Source organism: Caballeronia humi (assembly GCF_001544475.1).
In the GTDB taxonomy this organism is placed as follows: Bacteria; Pseudomonadota; Gammaproteobacteria; order Burkholderiales; family Burkholderiaceae; genus Caballeronia; species Caballeronia humi.
Genome location: NZ_FCNW02000030.1, coordinates 1 through 16,650 on the forward strand (window position 1 = coordinate 1; position 16,650 = coordinate 16,650).

At 63.8% G+C, this 16,650-nt stretch carries 15 protein-coding genes; 4 read left to right on the top strand and 11 right to left on the bottom strand.

What is annotated here, in order from left to right:
* Positions 1–242 precede the first annotated feature (242 nt).
* Genes AWB65_RS22835 through AWB65_RS22845 form a run of 3 tightly spaced genes read right to left on the bottom strand, consistent with a single transcriptional unit; the run spans position 243 to position 3,318 of the window.
* On the bottom strand, positions 243–1,238 hold the full coding sequence (locus tag AWB65_RS22835) for a GlxA family transcriptional regulator (protein ID WP_087669304.1): 996 nt from the start codon (positions 1,236–1,238) through the stop codon (positions 243–245).
* Positions 1,239–1,244: 6 nt separating this feature from the next.
* A complete protein-coding gene (choW, locus tag AWB65_RS22840; RefSeq protein WP_087669305.1) occupies positions 1,245–2,147 on the bottom strand; it encodes a choline ABC transporter permease subunit in 903 nt (300 codons plus the stop codon).
* Positions 2,140–3,318 carry a quaternary amine ABC transporter ATP-binding protein gene (locus AWB65_RS22845; protein ID WP_087669306.1) on the bottom strand — a complete coding sequence of 393 codons (1,179 nt, stop codon included), beginning with the start codon at positions 3,316–3,318 and terminating at the stop codon, positions 2,140–2,142. The genes choW and AWB65_RS22845 overlap by 8 nt, the downstream gene beginning before the upstream one ends.
* Before the next feature lie 339 nt (positions 3,319–3,657).
* Between AWB65_RS22845 and AWB65_RS22850 the strand changes: the two genes are divergently transcribed.
* Positions 3,658–5,613, top strand: coding sequence for a methyl-accepting chemotaxis protein (locus AWB65_RS22850; protein WP_087669307.1), 1,956 nt, complete (start codon positions 3,658–3,660; stop codon positions 5,611–5,613).
* A 21-nt stretch (positions 5,614–5,634) separates the two neighbouring features.
* Here the strand turns inward: AWB65_RS22850 and AWB65_RS22855 are convergent, their stop codons facing one another.
* The 4 genes from AWB65_RS22855 to AWB65_RS22865 form a co-directional block, all read right to left on the bottom strand.
* Positions 5,635–6,252: a flavin reductase family protein gene (locus AWB65_RS22855; protein WP_087669308.1), complete on the bottom strand. Its 618-nt coding sequence runs from the start codon at positions 6,250–6,252 to the stop codon at positions 5,635–5,637.
* 256 nt (positions 6,253–6,508) lie between these two features.
* Positions 6,509–6,661 (bottom strand): hypothetical protein, encoded by a 153-nt coding sequence (locus AWB65_RS36685; RefSeq protein ID WP_181505659.1) that lies wholly within the window; start codon positions 6,659–6,661, stop codon positions 6,509–6,511.
* A gap of 202 nt (positions 6,662–6,863) precedes the next feature.
* Positions 6,864–7,820 (bottom strand): hypothetical protein, encoded by a 957-nt coding sequence (locus tag AWB65_RS36690; protein ID WP_200821771.1) that lies wholly within the window; start codon positions 7,818–7,820, stop codon positions 6,864–6,866.
* A gap of 502 nt (positions 7,821–8,322) precedes the next feature.
* On the bottom strand, positions 8,323–9,006 hold the full coding sequence (locus AWB65_RS22865; protein ID WP_087669309.1) for an MgtC/SapB family protein: 684 nt from the start codon (positions 9,004–9,006) through the stop codon (positions 8,323–8,325).
* Between the two features lie 206 nt (positions 9,007–9,212).
* On the opposite strand from AWB65_RS22865, the gene AWB65_RS22870 reads away from it, so the two are divergent.
* Positions 9,213–10,307: an AGE family epimerase/isomerase gene (locus tag AWB65_RS22870; RefSeq protein WP_087669310.1), complete on the top strand. Its 1,095-nt coding sequence runs from the start codon at positions 9,213–9,215 to the stop codon at positions 10,305–10,307.
* A gap of 128 nt (positions 10,308–10,435) precedes the next feature.
* Here the strand turns inward: AWB65_RS22870 and AWB65_RS22875 are convergent, their stop codons facing one another.
* Complete coding sequence (locus AWB65_RS22875) at positions 10,436–12,049, bottom strand: methyl-accepting chemotaxis protein (protein ID WP_087669311.1); 1,614 nt, start codon at positions 12,047–12,049, stop codon at positions 10,436–10,438.
* Between the two features lie 240 nt (positions 12,050–12,289).
* Between AWB65_RS22875 and AWB65_RS22880 the strand changes: the two genes are divergently transcribed.
* The gene (locus AWB65_RS22880) at positions 12,290–12,727 is read left to right on the top strand and encodes a PaaI family thioesterase (RefSeq protein ID WP_087669312.1); all 438 of its coding nucleotides are present in this window, start codon (positions 12,290–12,292) and stop codon (positions 12,725–12,727) included.
* Positions 12,728–12,823: 96 nt separating this feature from the next.
* On the opposite strand, the gene AWB65_RS22885 is transcribed toward AWB65_RS22880, so the two are convergent.
* A complete protein-coding gene (locus tag AWB65_RS22885) occupies positions 12,824–13,573 on the bottom strand; it encodes a transporter substrate-binding domain-containing protein (RefSeq protein ID WP_087669313.1) in 750 nt (249 codons plus the stop codon).
* On the bottom strand, positions 13,573–14,751 hold the full coding sequence (locus AWB65_RS22890) for an amidohydrolase (protein WP_087669314.1): 1,179 nt from the start codon (positions 14,749–14,751) through the stop codon (positions 13,573–13,575). Before AWB65_RS22890 ends, AWB65_RS22885 begins: the two co-directional genes overlap by 1 nt.
* Before the next feature lie 100 nt (positions 14,752–14,851).
* Here AWB65_RS22890 and AWB65_RS22895 point away from each other — a divergent pair, with 100 nt between their 5' ends.
* Positions 14,852–15,745: a LysR family transcriptional regulator gene (locus tag AWB65_RS22895; protein WP_159907750.1), complete on the top strand. Its 894-nt coding sequence runs from the start codon at positions 14,852–14,854 to the stop codon at positions 15,743–15,745.
* A gap of 31 nt (positions 15,746–15,776) precedes the next feature.
* Here the strand turns inward: AWB65_RS22895 and AWB65_RS22900 are convergent, their stop codons facing one another.
* Positions 15,777–16,625, bottom strand: a complete 849-nt coding sequence (locus AWB65_RS22900) for an ureidoglycolate lyase (RefSeq protein WP_087669316.1) — start codon at positions 16,623–16,625, stop codon at positions 15,777–15,779.
* Positions 16,626–16,650: the final 25 nt, after the last annotated feature.

A 16,650-nucleotide genomic window follows, 5' to 3' on the forward strand; every position in this document is an offset into this window, starting at 1 on the left:
CCTCCGTGAGGGCGACACTTACTCTCCAGCGCCGATCCGTTCTTAGCGAGTGATGGACCGTTAGCACTGGCGGTTCAAAGCTGCTTTCTTTGCTTACTTTCTTTGCAGCAGCAAAGAAAGTGAGTCCCGCCCCGGACAGGGGCAGAGCTAATAGACCGCTAAAAAAGCAAGTTCCATCGGAGCACAAGCGCATCAAACGGCGTTGAACAAACCCACCTCAAGCGCCAGCCTTAAAGGACCTACTAGGCCGAGAGCCGCCTCTCAACGCTAGGCGCATGTCCAAACTGGGCGCGATAAGCCTTACTGAAATGACACGGCGAATGAAAGCCGCAAACCGCGGTCACCCGTGCGATCGAAGCATCGGTATTGCGCAACAGCTCCCGCGCACGTCGCAACCGCAAGGTCAGATAATAGTGCGTAGGCGAAACACTAAGGAACATCTTGAACATCCGCTGCAAATGTCTTTGCGACAAATGCACGAGCCGCGCGAGTTCCTCGAGCGATAGTGGCTCTTCGATATTCGCCTCCATCAGCCGCACGACTTCGATCAGTTCGGCACGCGAGAAACCCACGCGCGCATCGACGGGAATATGCTGATGATCCGTCGACCCGCGAATCCGCTCGACGATGAACTGCTCCGACACCTGCGCCGCATGCGCCTGCCCCAACCGCATCCCGACGAGATTGAGCATCAGATCGAGCGGCGCCGTCCCGCCCGTGCACGTCATCCGATCGCGATCGATCACGAACAACTCGTCCGCGAACCGCACATGCGGATAGCTTTTGTGCAGCGGCGACATATCCTCCCAGTGCACCGTACACCGATACCCATCGAGCAGATTCGCCGCAAGCAACGCATAAGGCCCCGTGCAAATCCCGCCAAGCGGCACGCCAAGCGCTGCGACTTCCTGCAGCATCGCGATCACTTGCTCGTCGACGTAATCGCGCACATGCCAGCCCGCGCATACGATCAGTACATCCGGCATGCCGGCTTTCGCGAGCGTCGTCGTTGGCTTGACGGTGATGCCGTTGCTCGCGCGCGCCGGCTCGCCGTCGGGCGTGATCACCGACCACCGGTAATGCTCCGCCCGCCCGACGTAGTTCGCCATGCGCAACACCTCGACCGCGCTCGTGAACGCGATCATCGAGAAATTCGGCAGCGTGAGGAAGCCGAAATGCGCCAGCTTCGATAACGGCGAATCGCTCGGCTGCAAAGGTGTGATCGCGTCGCGTTTCATCGGCGCTCAGCCCTGTTGCGCAGCCGGCGTCCGGCGTACCCGCATCACGCTGCGAAGCCCCGAAAGAAGCGGTGCGCGTGCCATGCCCGGCGAACGGCCGAAGCTTTCCGTGATGCGGTCGAGAATGATCGCGAGCAACACCACCGACAAGCCGCTTTCGAAACCCAGCCCGATGTCGAGCCGCTGAATACTCGCAAGCACGTCGTTGCCGAGACCGCCCGCGCCGACCATCGACGCAATGATCACCATCGAGAGCGCCATCATGATCGTCTGGTTGACGCCCGTCATGATCGACGGCAGCGCGTTCGGAAACTGCACCTTGTAGAGCAGCTGCCACGGCGTGCACCCAAAAGCCTGCCCCGCTTCGACAATCTCGCGGTTCACATGCTTGATGCCGAGCGACGTAAGACGCACCGCCGGCGGCATCGCGAAGATCACGGTCGACAGGATGCCGGGCACGCGGCCGAGGCCGAACAGCATCGCGGCCGGAATCAGGTAGACGAAAGCGGGCATCGTCTGCATCAGGTCGAGCACGGGGCGCACGGCCATCTCGACGTACTTGCTCTTTGCCGTCCAGATGCCAAGCGGAATGCCGAGCAGCAAACTGATCAACGTGGACGACAGCGTGAGGCCGAGCGTGATCACCATCTGGTCCCAGAAACCGGTGCCGTAGATGAGCAGCATCGAAAGCAGCGTGAAGAACGCGAAACGCCAGCCGACGCGCCACAAGCCGATGCCGACGAAGATCGCCATCAGCGCCCACATCGGGATGGCTTGCAGGCCGTGCTCGACCAGGGCGGCGAAACTCTCGATGACCTTGCCGATGGAATCGAACGTTTTGGCGTCGTGATCGAGGAGGTAGTGGACGCCGTGATCGACCCAACTACCCAGTGGAATCATTTCAGACATGGGAACCTCGATGGCGCGTTAAGACCTGCAATACGTTCGTCTTGTTGACCGAACCACAATAGGACCCGTCCGCCTCGACGACCGGCAGCGGGGCGCGGCTCGCGACGACGCGCGAGACGACATCGTCGAGCGGTGTCGTGCGGTGAATGCATTCGATATGGTTGACCTGCGGCGAAGCGCTGCCCATCGCATCGCGGCACACGAAGCCGCGAATCTTGCGCTCGCTGTCGAGCACGAACGCGTAGTCGGCGCTGCCGTTGAGCGTTGCCGCCACCGACGATGCATCGATCTGCGGCGAGTGCTTCATGAGCGGCACGGCGTCGGTCTGCATCAGGTCGCCGGCGGTGAGATAGCGGCTCGTGTCGATGCCGTCGAAGAACGCCTGCACGTAGTCGTCGGCGGGATTCGTAATGATTTCCTGCGGCGTGCCGATCTGCACGACGCGCCCGCCTTCCATGATCGCGATGCGCGTGCCGATGCGCATCGCTTCTTCGAGATCGTGCGATACGAAGAGAATCGTGCGTTGTTGTTCGCGCTGCAAATCGAGCAGCACGTTCTGCATTTCCTTGCGCTTCAACGGATCGAGCGCCGAAAACGCCTCGTCCATGATCATCAGCGACGGGTTGACCGCCAGCGCCCGCGCCAGCCCGACGCGCTGCTGCATCCCGCCCGAGAGCTGCGCCGGCAGCTTCTGCGCGAAGGGCGCCAAGCCGACCTGTTCGAGCACGGTCATCGCGCGCTTCTCGCGTTCCTTGCGCCCGATGCCCGCCACTTCGAGCCCGAACGCCGCGTTCGAGAGCACGGTGCGCTGCGGCATCAGCGCGAACGACTGGAACACCATGCTCATGTCCTTGCGGCGCAGCGCGGTGAGTTCCGAGCGCGGCACCGAGGCGACATCGCGCCCGTCGATCAGCACCTTGCCGGCCGTCGGCTCGACGAGACGATTGATCAGCCGAATGAGCGTCGACTTGCCGGAGCCGGAGAGGCCCATCAGCACGAAGATCTCGCCTTCCTTCACTTCGAACGACACGTTATGGACGCCGACGATCTGGCCGGTGCGCGCAAAGACTTCTTCCTTCGTCGCGCCGCCTGCCAGCATGTCGATCGCTTGTTTCGGGCTGGTGCCGAACACCTTGCACAGCCCTTCTACCACGACCTTGTGGGAATTCATTGAATGCTCTCCTAGCGTGTCCTAGCGTGGCGGACGTGCGTCCGCGCCGTGCATACATAGTTGCTAGAAAAAAGTGCGCCTAGCCGACTATTTGCGACAACCACATGAGGAAATACGACAACGGAATATGGCGCAAAAGGCGTCTCAGTGGAGGAAGCCTTGTGCGACAAAGGTTTGCGCGCAGTCGCCGACAAAAAGAAGAGGTTTTTGGCGTGTCGCGCTGAAGCAAGTCTGGACAAAATATTTCGACAATGAAACGAACGTGCGGACGTAAAGATGCGGGGCGCTGTGCCGTTAACACGGCTGAAAGTCCCCTTCCCCACCAGAATTCGCAAGTCAATGCCATTTCACAAGATACGCCGCGCGAACGTCGGCGCGAAGTTCGCCATCCTCGCGTGCGCGCTCGCCGCAGTCATCATCGCCAGTTTCACGATCGCCGTGACCCGTTCCGCAGGCGAGCAGGTCAGAGAGCACGCAATGGCGCGCGTCGAAAGCCAGGAGCGCTCGATCGCCACGATGATCGGCCTGTACAACAAGGCTGTGAGCGCCGAAGCCGCGCGCTTCATGTCGCTCTTCACGAGTTTCGTGCCGCAGGATTTCGCCCTCGACGAAACGCGCAGCGTCGATATCGGCGGAGTCGCCACGCCGACGCTCACCGCCGGCGGCACGCCGCTCAACCTCGATTTTTCGATCCCCGACGCGTTTCTCGCCAAGAGCGGCGCGATCGCGACGGTCTTCGCGCGCACCGGTGACGACTTCGTGCGCGTCACCACGTCGCTGAAAAAGCAGGACGGCGCGCGCGCCGTCGGCACGCTGCTCGACCGCAAGGGCCCGGCTTACACGCCCGTGCTGGCGGGCAAGCCGTACATCGGCATCGCGGCGCTGTTCGGCAAGCAGTACATCACCGAGTACAAACCCGTCACCGACGCGTCCGGCCGCGTGATCGGCGCGCTTTTCGTCGGTGTCGATGTGAGCGCCACCTTCGCGACGCTGCAGCAGAATATCCGCGACCTGACGATCGGCGAAAGCGGTTATTACTTCGTCGTCGATGCGTCGAACGGCGCGAATCGCGGCAAGCTGATCGTGCATCCGGGCAGCGAAGGACAGCCCGCCGACGAAGGCGTTGCGCCGTTCAGGCAGATGCTTGATGCGGGCAGCGGGCGCATCGTGTTCGACGGCGGTGGCACGTCGGGCGCCGATCCGAAAGTCCACGGCGGGACCAAGGAAATCACCTTCGCGACGGTGCCGGAATGGCAGTGGCTGATCGGCGGCGTCGCCTATCGCGACGAGCTGCTGGCGGGGGTCAACGCGAGCCGCAATCGCTTCCTGCTGCTCGGCCTTGTCGTCGTGGGGGCGCTGGTCGCCGCGCTCCTCTACGCGGTGAACAAGCTGATCGGCCAACCGCTCGACGACGTCACGAAGGCCTCCGAGCGCATCGCCGCCGGCGATTTGACCGTGCGCATCGACTCGGCGCGCGAGGACGATATCGGCCGCCTGATGCACGCAATCGACGGCATCGCGAGCGGTCTCGCGCGCATCGTTTCACACGTGCGCCACGCGTCGGCGGACATGTCGGACGCGACCGGGCGCATCGCGTCCGGCAGCAGCGACATCTCGATGCGCATCGCCACGCAAGCGAGCAGCCTCGAGGAAACCGCGGCGAGCATGGAGGAAATCACGTCCACCGTGCAGCAGAACGCGGCGAACACGTCGCAGGCGGACAAGCTGGTCGCGTCCGCATCGGACGCGGCACGCCAGGGCGGCGAGGCAGTCGGGCGCGTGGTCGCGACGATGGGCGAAATCGACGCGTCGGCGCGCAAGATCGCCGATATCACGTCGGTGATTCAGGGCATCGCGTTCCAGACGAACATTCTTGCGCTGAACGCCGCCGTCGAAGCGGCGCGCGCGGGCGAGCACGGCAAGGGATTCGCGGTGGTGGCCTCGGAAGTGCGCGGCCTCGCGGCGCGCAGTGCGGCGGCGGTGAAGGAGATCGAGAGCCTGATCGCGGACTCGGTCGGCAAGGTGGCCGACGGCTACCGCATCGCGGAGGAAGCGAGCGGCACGATGAACGGCATCGTCGAGCGCGTGGCACACGTGAACGCGATCATCGGCGAGATCAGCGCGGCGTCGCGCGAGCAGTCGAGCGGGATCGAGCAGGTCAACATCGCCGTGATGCAGATCGGCGAGGCGACGCAGCAGAACGCGGCGCTCGTCGGCGAGGCGGAGCATTCGACCGCCGGTTTGCGCGATCAGGCGGAGCGACTCGCGCAGGCAGTAAGCGTGTTTCGGGTTTGAGGTTGCCGAAGCGCCGCGTTTTTAAGACGTCGGCCGGATCATTTCGAACATTTCGCCGATTTGCGCGTAATCGCCGCGATAACCGGCGCGCATGATCGGGCGGGCGGCGGCGGTATCGAAGAGACCGTCCTTCAGGAACTCCTTGCGGATATGCACGCCGACCACTTGCCCGAGCGCAAGCCAGTTGTCCATCGGCTCGCCGGCGAGGTTCTTCAGCCGCACGATCTGCAGCAGCTTGCATTCGAGCGCCGCCGGCGATTCGCCCACGTGAGGCACGCTCACGTTGCGTCCGGGCGCTTTCGTGAGACCGGCAAGCTCGAATTCATCGACATCATGCGCAACCGGCGCCGACGTGCGGTTCATGCGCTCGCCGAGTTCGCGCGTCGACAGGTTCCAGGCGAATTCGCCCGTCGCCTCGATGTTGCGGATGCTGTCCTTGTAACCCTCGCTCGAAAATCCGATGATCGACGGAACGCTCGCGAACGCGCCGAAAAAACTGTACGGCGCGAGATTGACGCGGCCGTGAGCGTCGCGGCTCGAGATCCAGCCGATCAGGCGCGGGGCGACGATCGCCTTGAACGGATCGTGGCGCAGGCCGTGGCCCTCTTGCGGGTCGTAGAAATGGACGTCGTCGGTCATGGTTTGCGCTTTGGATGCTTCGGGGAGACCAAGAATAGCGCAGGGCGGCGTGACACGCCTTTGGCGCTTGTTCGCGAAAAGCGGACAAAAAAATAGCGCCGAATGGCGCTCGCAGCGGACGTCGACGGATTGCCGTCGAGTAAAGAAGATAAAGCTAGAAAAACTACGTATCGGACTACATGAAAGCGGGCGGGCAAAACGGGTCGAGTGACCTTTTTGATGCTTTCTTACTGTCCCGCGCCGCTTTCCTTCAAGCTCACAGACGAATTCCGAAAGCCGTGCCGCGTGCCTTGCGAGCGCGCTCTGCTTCACGGTAACGTGCTTGGTACGAGTAATCCGAGTCCATCGGCAGGTGCGGCGATTCGAACAGCGATGCGAACTTTTGCAGCAGGGCGAAGAGATAGCTCATGTCAGACTCCGGTTGGTTGTGCAGGGTTTTCCCTTAAGAAGAATTATAGGGTTTCTACCTACCGATTTCTAGTGCAATGCAGCATTTTTATGTAGTTTTTCTACAATTCTCTGTTTCAACGAGCTTTTAAATTTTAGGGGCGGGTCCGAGAGCGGCTTCTGGCGCGGAAATGCTGGGTTGGGCGACGAGTGTCGCGTTCGCGTCACGCTGCGCCGTCGCAGCGTCTTTGCGGGCGTGTTAGTGCGTCTTTGAGGTTTTGTGACGCCGCAGATGGGCGTTGACGGGTCGAATCGGTGGACGAATCGGCGCCCGAGGTTGATCGCGCGGTTACGACGGCCGAAGCGTGCACCGGGCCGATCGGCACGGCTTCCGCACCGTGCCGCGACGCGGGATTCGTCGCCGAAGCTGCTTGTTGGTGAGGTGACGCGCCCGGTGCAACAGGTTGCGTTGTCGCGTTCGATTCCGACGTCGCGCCCAGCGCCCGTGACGCGCTCGACGCAGCGGCGGCATCAATTGGCGCGGCTTCGTTGAGTTTAGAATCCGCGGAGAACGCTTCTGGCACGTTCGAGCCTGTATCTGCATCCGTCACCGTGGCAGCGTTTAGCCTCGTTGGCGCGGTCGATTCCGCTTCGTCTTCAAATCGCGTCGCAGCGCTCGGGTCTGATGCCGTGCCCCCGTCACGCTTGGCCGCCGCCGCACTCGTCGCGCTAACCACCCGCGCCGCCGATACCGCTTTCCCGCGTGTTGTCCCGGCGGCATCGCTCATGCTGTGGTCGATTGCGAAGCACGGGGCTTCGGCAGCAGAAGCCGTCAACGCCCGCCCCGCCCGCTTCCCCGATCCCGCCTCGCCGTTGATCGCCGTCGATTGCACCGCTGCCATGAACACCTCCGGCAGCTCGAACCCGGCGAGCGTGCCCTGCCGGATGTCGGTGTTCATCGCCTGGAAGGTCGCGCGCTCGGTTTCCTCGGAGAAGAGATCGAGCGTGGTGTCGCCGGCTGGCGCGCTCGACAGTTGCGCGAGCCGTTGCGCCGAGCGCGCGGCGCGGGCGAGCTTCTTGTCGATATCGGTGCTGGAGTTTGCGGACGCATCGCCAGTGCGACGCGACGGCCTCGCGGATTTGACTGACGGCGGCACGTTTTTTACAGCGGAATCTGGCATGAGTTCGTCGAGCGGCGGCCGCAAAAGTCGGCGCGCGGAAAGAAAATGCGGATCGGTATTTTTTGAGACGGCATTGTCGCACGGCTCAACGCCTTGACTGGCGGGAATCTGCGCGATTCGGCAGATGTTTTGGCGATTATCGTTTGGCTGTCATCTGCGCCGCGGCGATCGATGAGCAACGCCCGACTTCTCGCGATGCCGGGCGCTGTCGCAATCGCTGCCGCGCTGCCAACAAAACCGCCCACCGCGGCGTCTTGCTGTCCTCCTGAATTTTGGCGAACGTCGCTCGGCCGTCGTCTGCGCCGTGGCGCTCGGTGAACAACGCCCGACTTCTCGCGATGCCAGGCGCCAACGCAGCCACTGCCGTGCCGCCAACGAAACCGCCCACTACGGCGTTTCACTTCTCATCCTGAAACAGGAGCACGAAGGCCGCTGCCGCTTGCGAATCGACGACGCTTGCAGCGAGCAGCGGCTCGCTGTCCGTGGCCGCTCTGCCGCTCCCTCAAGTCACATCCTCCTCTCTGAACTCCCGCACCGTTTGCATGAGCCGCAGCCGGTCGCAAATCGCCTTGTACTCCAGCGCCGATACCCGCGACAACACGATCTGTACCTCATCCAGCTCCGGCGTGTCCTCGCTCTGCTGAACGACGAACTGCTTCACGCGCACGCTGCCGGGTCCGAGCGCCTCGTGCAGCGCGTGAAAGCTGAGCGTGCCGCGCTCGACGAGCATCGTGATCTGCCGCCGCTGCTTCACCGAGATGAAGCGCCGCTCCAGCGGTTTGATGCCCGCGAGGATGATCAGAATGATGATCGTCGCCGCAATCGATGCCGTGTACAGCCCGCCACCCACCGCCAGCCCGATCGCGGCGACCGACCAGAGACTCGCCGCCGTCGTCAGCCCGCGCACGATCTCGTTACGCAGCAGGATCGACCCGGCGCCCAGAAAGCCGATACCGGAGACGACTTGCGCCGCCATCCGCGAGGGATCGAGGGAGACGTGATCGCCGTGCAGTGCGTCGGCGAAACCGAACGCGGACACGATCATGATCAGCGCCGAGCCGACGCACACCAGCATGTGCGTGCGCAGCCCGGCCGCCCACGAGAGCCGCTCACGCTCGAATCCGATCAGGCTGCCAAGCGCCGCAGCCATCACAAGCCGCGAGATGAGTTCGAGATTGCCTAACATGGATGTTTGCTCTCCTTTGTCGACCGGCGTTGGCCCTATGCGTCTTGCTCTGGTCCCATGCAAGATATCTGCTCTGCCCTGGTTCGACGAGATGCCGCAGGCGCCGCCCAGGGTTTGCTATGCTTGGCCCCGCGATGTGGGCCGCCCGCCGGACGCGCGCCCCGCGCCGCCCACCCAAACGTTCACACCATCAAAGAACTCGCCGTATGCACGACCACAAACCGGATGCTTCGTCGGCCACAGCCAGCGCCGCGCTGCGCGATCACTATGCAGGCGTCGTGTTGCCGATCTGGCGCGGCCCCGGCTTCAACGCGTCGCTCGGGCTCGCGTGCGAAGCGATATCGCCGGACGATCACACGCCGCTCCCTCCCGCGCGCTACCGGGCGATGGCCTGCGCGCGCCAGTTGTTCGTGTTCGCCCACGCGGGCGACCTGGCCCACGCACAAACTTTGTTCGCATCGTTGCGGCGCTATTTTCAGGACAAGCAAAACGGCGGTTGGTTCTACAGCGTCGATGCGACCGGCGCACCGTTCGAGCGTCAGAAGGACCTTTACACGCATGCCTTCGTCATCTTCGCCTGCGCGGAGTATGCGAGCAAAAGCGCTTGCGCCGATGCCATCGACATCGTGAACGAGACGTCGGCGCTCGTCGAGGCGCGTTTCGCGGTAGACGGCGGCGGATTAAACGCGGTGCTGTCAGACGACTTCACCGAAGTGCTGGAAACGCCGCTGCAAAACCCGCTGATGCATCTGACCGAAGCGTGGTTGGCGGCCCGCGAAGCCACCTGCGATGCCCTCTACGACCAGCGGCTGGAAGCGCTGGCCCGCTATGTCGCGCGGACGTTCGTGCATCGGGAAAGCGGTTGCATCGCGGAATTGCCGGTCGGCGCACCGGGCAACCGGCTGGAACCGGGCCATCAGTTCGAGTGGTATTTCCTCGTGGAAGGCAGCCGCCACCCGGCTTTCGATGCCGCCGGCCTGCGCGAGCCCCTCGCGCGCGCATTCGATTTCGCCGAGCGGCACGGCGTGGATGCATCGACCGGCGGCGTCTTCGCGGCGCTCGATGAAACCGGCCGCGTGATCGATCCGGCGCAGCGCATCTGGGCGCAGACCGAATACCTGCGCGCACTCGCGACGCGTGGCAGCGACGCATTGCCGTCGCAGATCGAACGCTTCAGCAAGCGTTTCCTGCATGCGCGCGGGTGGATCGAGTGCCAGTCGGCGGAAGGCGTCGTGACGCGCGCGGATATGCCCTCGACCACGCCTTATCACCTCGCGACGGCTTATGCCGCGCTGAAATAGGAAGAGCCGTTCCTGCAGACTGGAACGGCTCTTTTGCGAAGTTTCTTGCTCTCAAGCAACTGCGTCAACTCGCTGGCTTTTGCCGTGGCGAAACGGCTTGTCGACCAGACCTCAGCTAGCCAGCGAAATTACCCCGCCGCCAGTTCCCCCACGCGAAACGCCCCACCGCGAGGCTCGCGCGCATCCCCCTGAAACACCACATCCGAAATCTGGAACACCGACACCGCCGCCTTCAACTGCCGCGTCTGCTCGTGCAGCGACTGCGCCGCCGCCGCTGCTTCCTCGACGAGCGCCGCGTTCTGCTGCGTCATCTCGTCCATCTGCGTGACGGCCTGATTCACCTGCTCGATACCCGTGCTCTGCTCCGCCGACGACGCGCTGATCTCCGCCATCATCTGCGTGACGCGCGAAATCGACGACGACACTTCGCGCATCGTCTGCCCGGCGCGCTCGACGAGCGCGGAGCCGTCGCTGACCTGCGACACCGATTCGCTGATCAGCTCCTTGATTTCCTTCGCCGACTGCGCACTGCGTTGCGCGAGCCCGCGCACTTCGCCCGCGACGACCGCGAAGCCGCGTCCCTGCTCTCCCGCGCGCGCCGCTTCGACGGCCGCGTTGAGCGCAAGAATGTTGGTCTGGAACGCGATACCATCGATCACCGAAATGATCTCCGCGATCTTGTCGGAACTCTGCGCGATGCTGCGCATCTTCTCGACGACGTCGTCCACCACGCCCGTGCCGCGCGAAGTCGCTGAGAGCGCGTCGCCCGCGAGCGCGTTCGCTTCGCGCGCGTGCTCGGCGTTCTGGCGCACGGTCGCGGTCAGTTCTTCCATGCTCGACGCGGTTTCTTCCAACGATGCCGCCTGGTTTTCCGTGCGCGCCGACAAATCCGCGTTGCCGGTGGCGATTTCATCGGCGCCGAGGTTGATCGAGTCCGACGTTTCGCGCACCGTCGCGACCGTGCGCGCGACGCTCGCCTGCATCGTCGCGAGGCCGGCGAACAGGCGGCCAATCTCGTTGCTGCCGCGATCGGCGATGCGCTCGTCGAGCTTGCCGCGCGCGATACGCTCGAAATGGCGTCCCGCTTCCTCGAGCGGCGCGACGAGACCACGGCGCAGCGCCAGATGCACGAGCACGATGCCCGCGACGAGCGCCACGAAAATGCCCGCGCCGACGGTGCGGAACAGGACGAAGCGCTGATCGATCGATTCGATATAGGCGCGGCTTTCGGCATCGCCGAACTTCATGAAGTTCTGCTGTTCGGCGAGATAACGGTCCTGGAAGCCTTGCGTCGGCTGGTCGAGGAACGCCTGAATGTTGTTGCCGTCGAGGTACTGGACGAGTTCGCCGAGCGCCTTCGAATACGCTGCGTACTTTTCCTGGAGCGCGGCCGTGCGCGCCTGGTTTTCGTCGCCGGTGCGCGGCGCGTTGACGAACGCGCTGAATGATTTGTCGGCGGCCGCGAGCTGGTCGCGCGCATGCTGAACGATCTCGACCGGCTCCTCGCCACCGCGCACCATGCGCGTGCCTGCGCGCGACAGGTTGATGCGCGCGTCCATCAGATGCTGCGTGGTTTCGTTGACCGCGTTCACCTGCCTGAGCGCGATGTTCGACAGATTGCCGACGTCGTCATGCGTGCGCGAAAGCGACCAGAACCCCAACCCTTCCGTCACTACCTGAAACAGGCAAAACACCACCAGTACCGCGAGCAATCCCGATGCAACCTTGATATTTCTGAACATCCCTGACACCCGAATCCATGAATTAGCCCTGTGCGAGCGGCGACACGCGGGTTAACGGCAATGGAGCCGCGCCGCTTGAACGCAATTTGCGTTTTTGCCGATGCCGGCGCGCTGGCGAATGAAACCTGAAACGAAGTTGCAAGAATTTCTGCGCCTTTTACCGAACTTCCTTGCAGTGTGGACAAACGCTACCTACAGTCTTTGCAGGACGGCACCGAACCCACCCAAAGGAGTGTCCGAATGGCCGAGATCGTCGATATAGCCCGCGGTGCGCTGAACGCGCAACCGTTCAGCGCGTTGCTTGGAACGAAACTGATGCAGGTCGATTCAGCGACTCTGACGCTGTGTCTCACGATTCGCGACGACCTGAGGCAGCAACACGGTTTCGTGCACGGCGGCGTGGTGAGTTATCTCGTCGACAACGCGCTGACCTTCGCGGGCGCGCTGAGGCTCGGTCCGAAAGTGGTGACCGGCGAATACAAGATCAACTATCTGCGCCCGGCGGTGTCGGGCACGCTGATGGCGCGGGCGCGCGTGATCCACGCGGGCATGACGCAGGCGACCTGCCAGTGCGACGTCTATGTGACTGACGGCAACGCCGAACGGCTCGTCGCGGTCGCGCAGGGCACGATCAACCGCATCGGCGAAAGTGCCCCGGAACCGATGTTCCATGCTTGATTTTTGAAGCTAGGCGCCTTCCCGTCCGTCCGGCGCTTTTCCAGCTCACAGACAAACCTCGCCGCGGCGAGGTTTGTCGTTTTCGGCGCTCGAAGGTCAATTCACCAGATGCTTGCGCATGAGCCTGTCGATCGTGCCGTCGTCGCGAAGCTGCTTCAGCGCGGCGTCGAGCATGTCGCGTGTTTCCGCATCGTTCTTCCTCACGCCGATGACAGCCCCGGCCGCCCGGATCGCCGGATCGTCGATGCGCGGGCCCGCCAGTTCAAAATTCGCACCTTGCGGCTTGTCGAGAAAACCGCTCTTCGCGGCCGCACCAAGGACGAGCGTCGCGTCGAGACGGCCGTTCGCGAGATCGGCGTACACGGCGTTCTGATCCGCGTATTCATCGACTGAAACGCCGTTCTTCGCCCAGTTGGCCTTCGCGAAAGCCGCTTGCACCGAGCCCTGCAACACGCCCACGTGCTTGCCCGAGAGCGATTTCGGATCGGGCCGCAAGCCGCCGCCCTTCTTCGCGACGAGCCGGATGTCGGCGGGATAGAGCGGCGCCGTGAAGTCCATCACGGCGCGGCGCGCGTCGGTGGCGGCGAGCGCGGAGTTGATCGCGTCGAACTTGCGCGACTGCAGGCCCGCGACCATGCCGTCGAAGCTGTTCTCGACCCACACGCACTTCACCTTCGCAGCGGCGCAAAGCGCGTTGCCGATGTCGATGTCGAGGCCTGCGAGGCGGCCGTCGGGCAATTTGTATTCGTAGGGCGGGTAGGCGGCGTCGGTGCCGAAGCGCAGATCGGCGGCGTGGGTGGTCGTAGCGAGAACAAGAACGGCCAGTGCGCCGGTGATTTTCAGCATCACGCTGTGTCTCCTTGATGAGCGAGCCGCGCAAGCGCCAGCTCGACGAAAAAACGCACGCCGAGGGGCAATACGTCGTCGTTGAAATCGAATTCGGGATGGTGGCAATACACGCCGCCCTGTCCGAGCAGCACGTACGCGCCCGGCTTGTGCAGCAGGAATTCGGAGAAATCCTCCGAGCCGTTGAGCGGCGCGAAATCACGCAGCACGTTTTCAGCGCCGAAGACTTCGACGGCCGCCCGCGCCGCCGCCTGCGCCTGTTCGCGATGATTGATCGTCGCCGGCGAGCTCCCGTAAAAGCTCACGTCAATGGCGCATTCGGTCGTGAGCGCCATGCCGGCGCAGATCGTTTCGATGCGGTGCTTCGCCTGCGCGCGGATCGTTTCGTCGAAGGTACGCAGCGTGCCGAGCAGCTCGGCGTGCGACGGAATCACGTTCGACGTCGTGCCCGCGTGAACGCTGCCGATGCTCAGCACGGCCATCGCGCTCGGGTCGGTCGAGCGGCTGACCACCGTTTGCAGCGCGCAGATCAGTTGCGCGGCGGCGATGACCGGGTCCTTCGTCTTCTCCGGCGACGATCCATGACCGCCCACGCCGTCGATCCTGATCTTCAGCTCGTCGCACGACGCGAGCATCGCGCCGTCGCGCACGCCGAACGTGCCCGGCGCGAAGTGCGGCGCGTTGTGCAGCGCGTAGATTTCGTCGAAGGGGAAACGGGACAACAGGCCGTCTGCGAGCATCGCGAGCGCGCCGCCGCCGGTTTCCTCGGCGGGCTGGAAGATCAAGAGGATCGTGCCGGTGAAATCGCGCCGTCCGCTGAAATGCCGCGCGACGCCGAGCAGCACGGCCGTGTGGCCGTCGTGGCCGCAACCGTGAAACACGCCCTGTCTCATCGAGCGGTGCAGCGGCCGGCCTTCTTCTTCCATCGGCAGCGCGTCCATGTCGGCGCGCAGCGCGATCGTGCGTCCAGGGCCGCGCGTGCCGCGCAGCACGCCGACGACACCGGTCTTGCCGATGCCCGTATGTGTTTCGATGCCCCAGCCGCGCAGTTTCGCCGCGACGAGTTCGCTCGTGCGGCCTTCGTCGAACGCGATTTCGGGGTTCGCGTGGATATCGCGCCGCAAGGCGACGAGTTCGTCGATGTCGATATCGAGTGTGTCGAGTGTTCCGGTGCGCATGGGCCTCCCTGTATGCTTTACGCCGCTCACATGCTAGCGGCGCGGGCGGCGCGTCAATTTCCAATTCCTCATGGCCATAGCTAACGCTTATGCTGATCCGATGAAGACCCGACAATTACAGACGCTCGTCGCGATCGCCGAGCGCGGCACGCTGATGGCCGCCGCCGATGCGCTCAATCTCTCGCAGCCCGCCGTGACCAAGAGCATCAAGGAGCTCGAATCGCAACTCGGCGTGCAACTGCTCGTGCGCAGCGGCGCGGGCGTGCGGCTCACGCCATTCGGTGAAGCGCTGGTGCGGCGGGCGCGCACCGTGATCGCGGAGATCGCGCGGGCGGAGCAGGAACTGGAGGAGATGAAGACGTCGGCGGACCCGGTGCTATCCGTCGGGGTGTCGTTGCTGGCGGCGTCGGCGGTCGTGCCGCGGGCACTGCGCGCGTTCCGGCAGCGCTTTCCCGACGCGCAACTGAACGTATATGAATGCCAGCCGGCGCAGATCGTCGACGGCTTGCGCGACGGCTCGTTCGATCTATGCGTGGCCTTCGTCGCCGATACCGACGTGACCGCCGAACTGCGCGTGACGCCGCTCGGCAGCGTTACGCAGTCGCTCGCGGTTCCGGCCGGCGATGCGTTGCAGAAGGAAACGCGCCTCGCTGCATTGCGCGACGCGCACTGGCTCTACAACCACACGCGCGAAAGCGTGCCGGCGTTCTGGGCAGCGCTGTGCGGGGCGCGCGAACTGGCTCGGCCGCAGCGCATCAGCGTGTGCACGTCGCAGCGGCTTTATGCGGAACTGGCGTGTGAGCGCGGGGTGACCAGTGTGTGGCTGGATTTGCTGTTGAATGATTACGTGGAGCGCGGTGCATTGGCACGACTCGACATCGACGCTTCGCTGCCCCGCTTGACGCTCGGCCTGATGCATCGGAAAGACCGGGTATTTAGCGCGGCGGCGCAGTACTTCGCCGAATGCGTGGAAGAGGCGAGACTCACGGAATGAAAGAGCCGTGGCCGGCTCTTTCATCGGCGGCTTACTTCGCCGCGACCGTCGTCTGCTGCTGCTCGCCGAGGCCCTGGATGCCGAGGCGGATCTTCTGCCCAGCCTTCAGGAACACCGGATTCGGCTTCACGCCCATGCCGACACCGGGGGGCGTGCCGGTCGAGATCACGTCGCCGGGTTGCAGGCTCATCGTCTTCGACAGATACGACACGAGTTGCGCGACGTTGAACACCATCGTGCGCGTGTTGCCGTTCTGGTAGCGATGGCCGTCGACTTCGAGCCACAGGTCGAGCTTCTGCGGATCGGCGACTTCGTCCTTCGTGACGAGCCACGGCCCGAGCGGACCGAACGTATCGAAGCCCTTGCCCTTGTCCCACTGCGTGCCGTGCTCAAGTTGCCACTCGCGCTCCGAGACATCGTTGATCACGCAATAGCCCGCGACGTAGTCGAGCGCGCTCGCTTCGTCGACGTACTTGGCTTCCTTGCCGATCACCACACCGAGCTCGACTTCCCAGTCGGTCTTCTTCGAATCGCGCGGGATTTCGACGTCGTCGTTCGGGCCGCAGATCGCGCTCGTCCATTTGCCGAAGATTACCGGCTCGGCCGGGACCGGCAGATTCGATTCAGCGGCGTGATCGGCGTAATTCAGCCCGATGCACACGAACTTGCCCACGCGCCCGACGCACGGTCCGATACGCGGCGTGCCGTCGACTACCGGCAGCGTCGATGCATCGACGGCGCGCAGTTTCGCGAGGCCGGCGTCGCTGAGCGTGGCGCCGTCGATGTCGTCGACGACGCCCGACAGATCGCGAATCTTGCCTTCGGCGTCGAGAAGACCCGGCTTTTCCTGACCCTTCGGCCCAAAACGAAGCAGTTTCATCTGGTTTGATCCTCGTATTTCAAAG

Coding starts and splice junctions, on each gene's coding strand:
- AWB65_RS22865 (WP_087669309.1), bottom strand. CDS start 9,006: ATGTTAGGCAATCTCGAACTCATCTCGCGGCTTGTGATGGCTGCGGCG.
- AWB65_RS22890 (WP_087669314.1), bottom strand. CDS start 14,751: ATGCGCACCGGAACACTCGACACACTCGATATCGACATCGACGAACTC.
- AWB65_RS22895 (WP_159907750.1), top strand. CDS start 14,852: ATGAAGACCCGACAATTACAGACGCTCGTCGCGATCGCCGAGCGCGGC.
- AWB65_RS22885 (WP_087669313.1), bottom strand. CDS start 13,573: ATGCTGAAAATCACCGGCGCACTGGCCGTTCTTGTTCTCGCTACGACC.
- AWB65_RS22900 (WP_087669316.1), bottom strand. CDS start 16,625: ATGAAACTGCTTCGTTTTGGGCCGAAGGGTCAGGAAAAGCCGGGTCTT.
- AWB65_RS22870 (WP_087669310.1), top strand. CDS start 9,213: ATGCACGACCACAAACCGGATGCTTCGTCGGCCACAGCCAGCGCCGCG.
- AWB65_RS22850 (WP_087669307.1), top strand. CDS start 3,658: ATGCCATTTCACAAGATACGCCGCGCGAACGTCGGCGCGAAGTTCGCC.
- AWB65_RS22880 (WP_087669312.1), top strand. CDS start 12,290: ATGGCCGAGATCGTCGATATAGCCCGCGGTGCGCTGAACGCGCAACCG.
- choW (WP_087669305.1), bottom strand. CDS start 2,147: ATGTCTGAAATGATTCCACTGGGTAGTTGGGTCGATCACGGCGTCCAC.
- AWB65_RS36685 (WP_181505659.1), bottom strand. CDS start 6,661: ATGAGCTATCTCTTCGCCCTGCTGCAAAAGTTCGCATCGCTGTTCGAA.
- AWB65_RS22875 (WP_087669311.1), bottom strand. CDS start 12,049: ATGTTCAGAAATATCAAGGTTGCATCGGGATTGCTCGCGGTACTGGTG.
- AWB65_RS36690 (WP_200821771.1), bottom strand. CDS start 7,820: ATGCCAGATTCCGCTGTAAAAAACGTGCCGCCGTCAGTCAAATCCGCG.
- AWB65_RS22845 (WP_087669306.1), bottom strand. CDS start 3,318: ATGAATTCCCACAAGGTCGTGGTAGAAGGGCTGTGCAAGGTGTTCGGC.
- AWB65_RS22835 (WP_087669304.1), bottom strand. CDS start 1,238: ATGAAACGCGACGCGATCACACCTTTGCAGCCGAGCGATTCGCCGTTA.
- AWB65_RS22855 (WP_087669308.1), bottom strand. CDS start 6,252: ATGACCGACGACGTCCATTTCTACGACCCGCAAGAGGGCCACGGCCTG.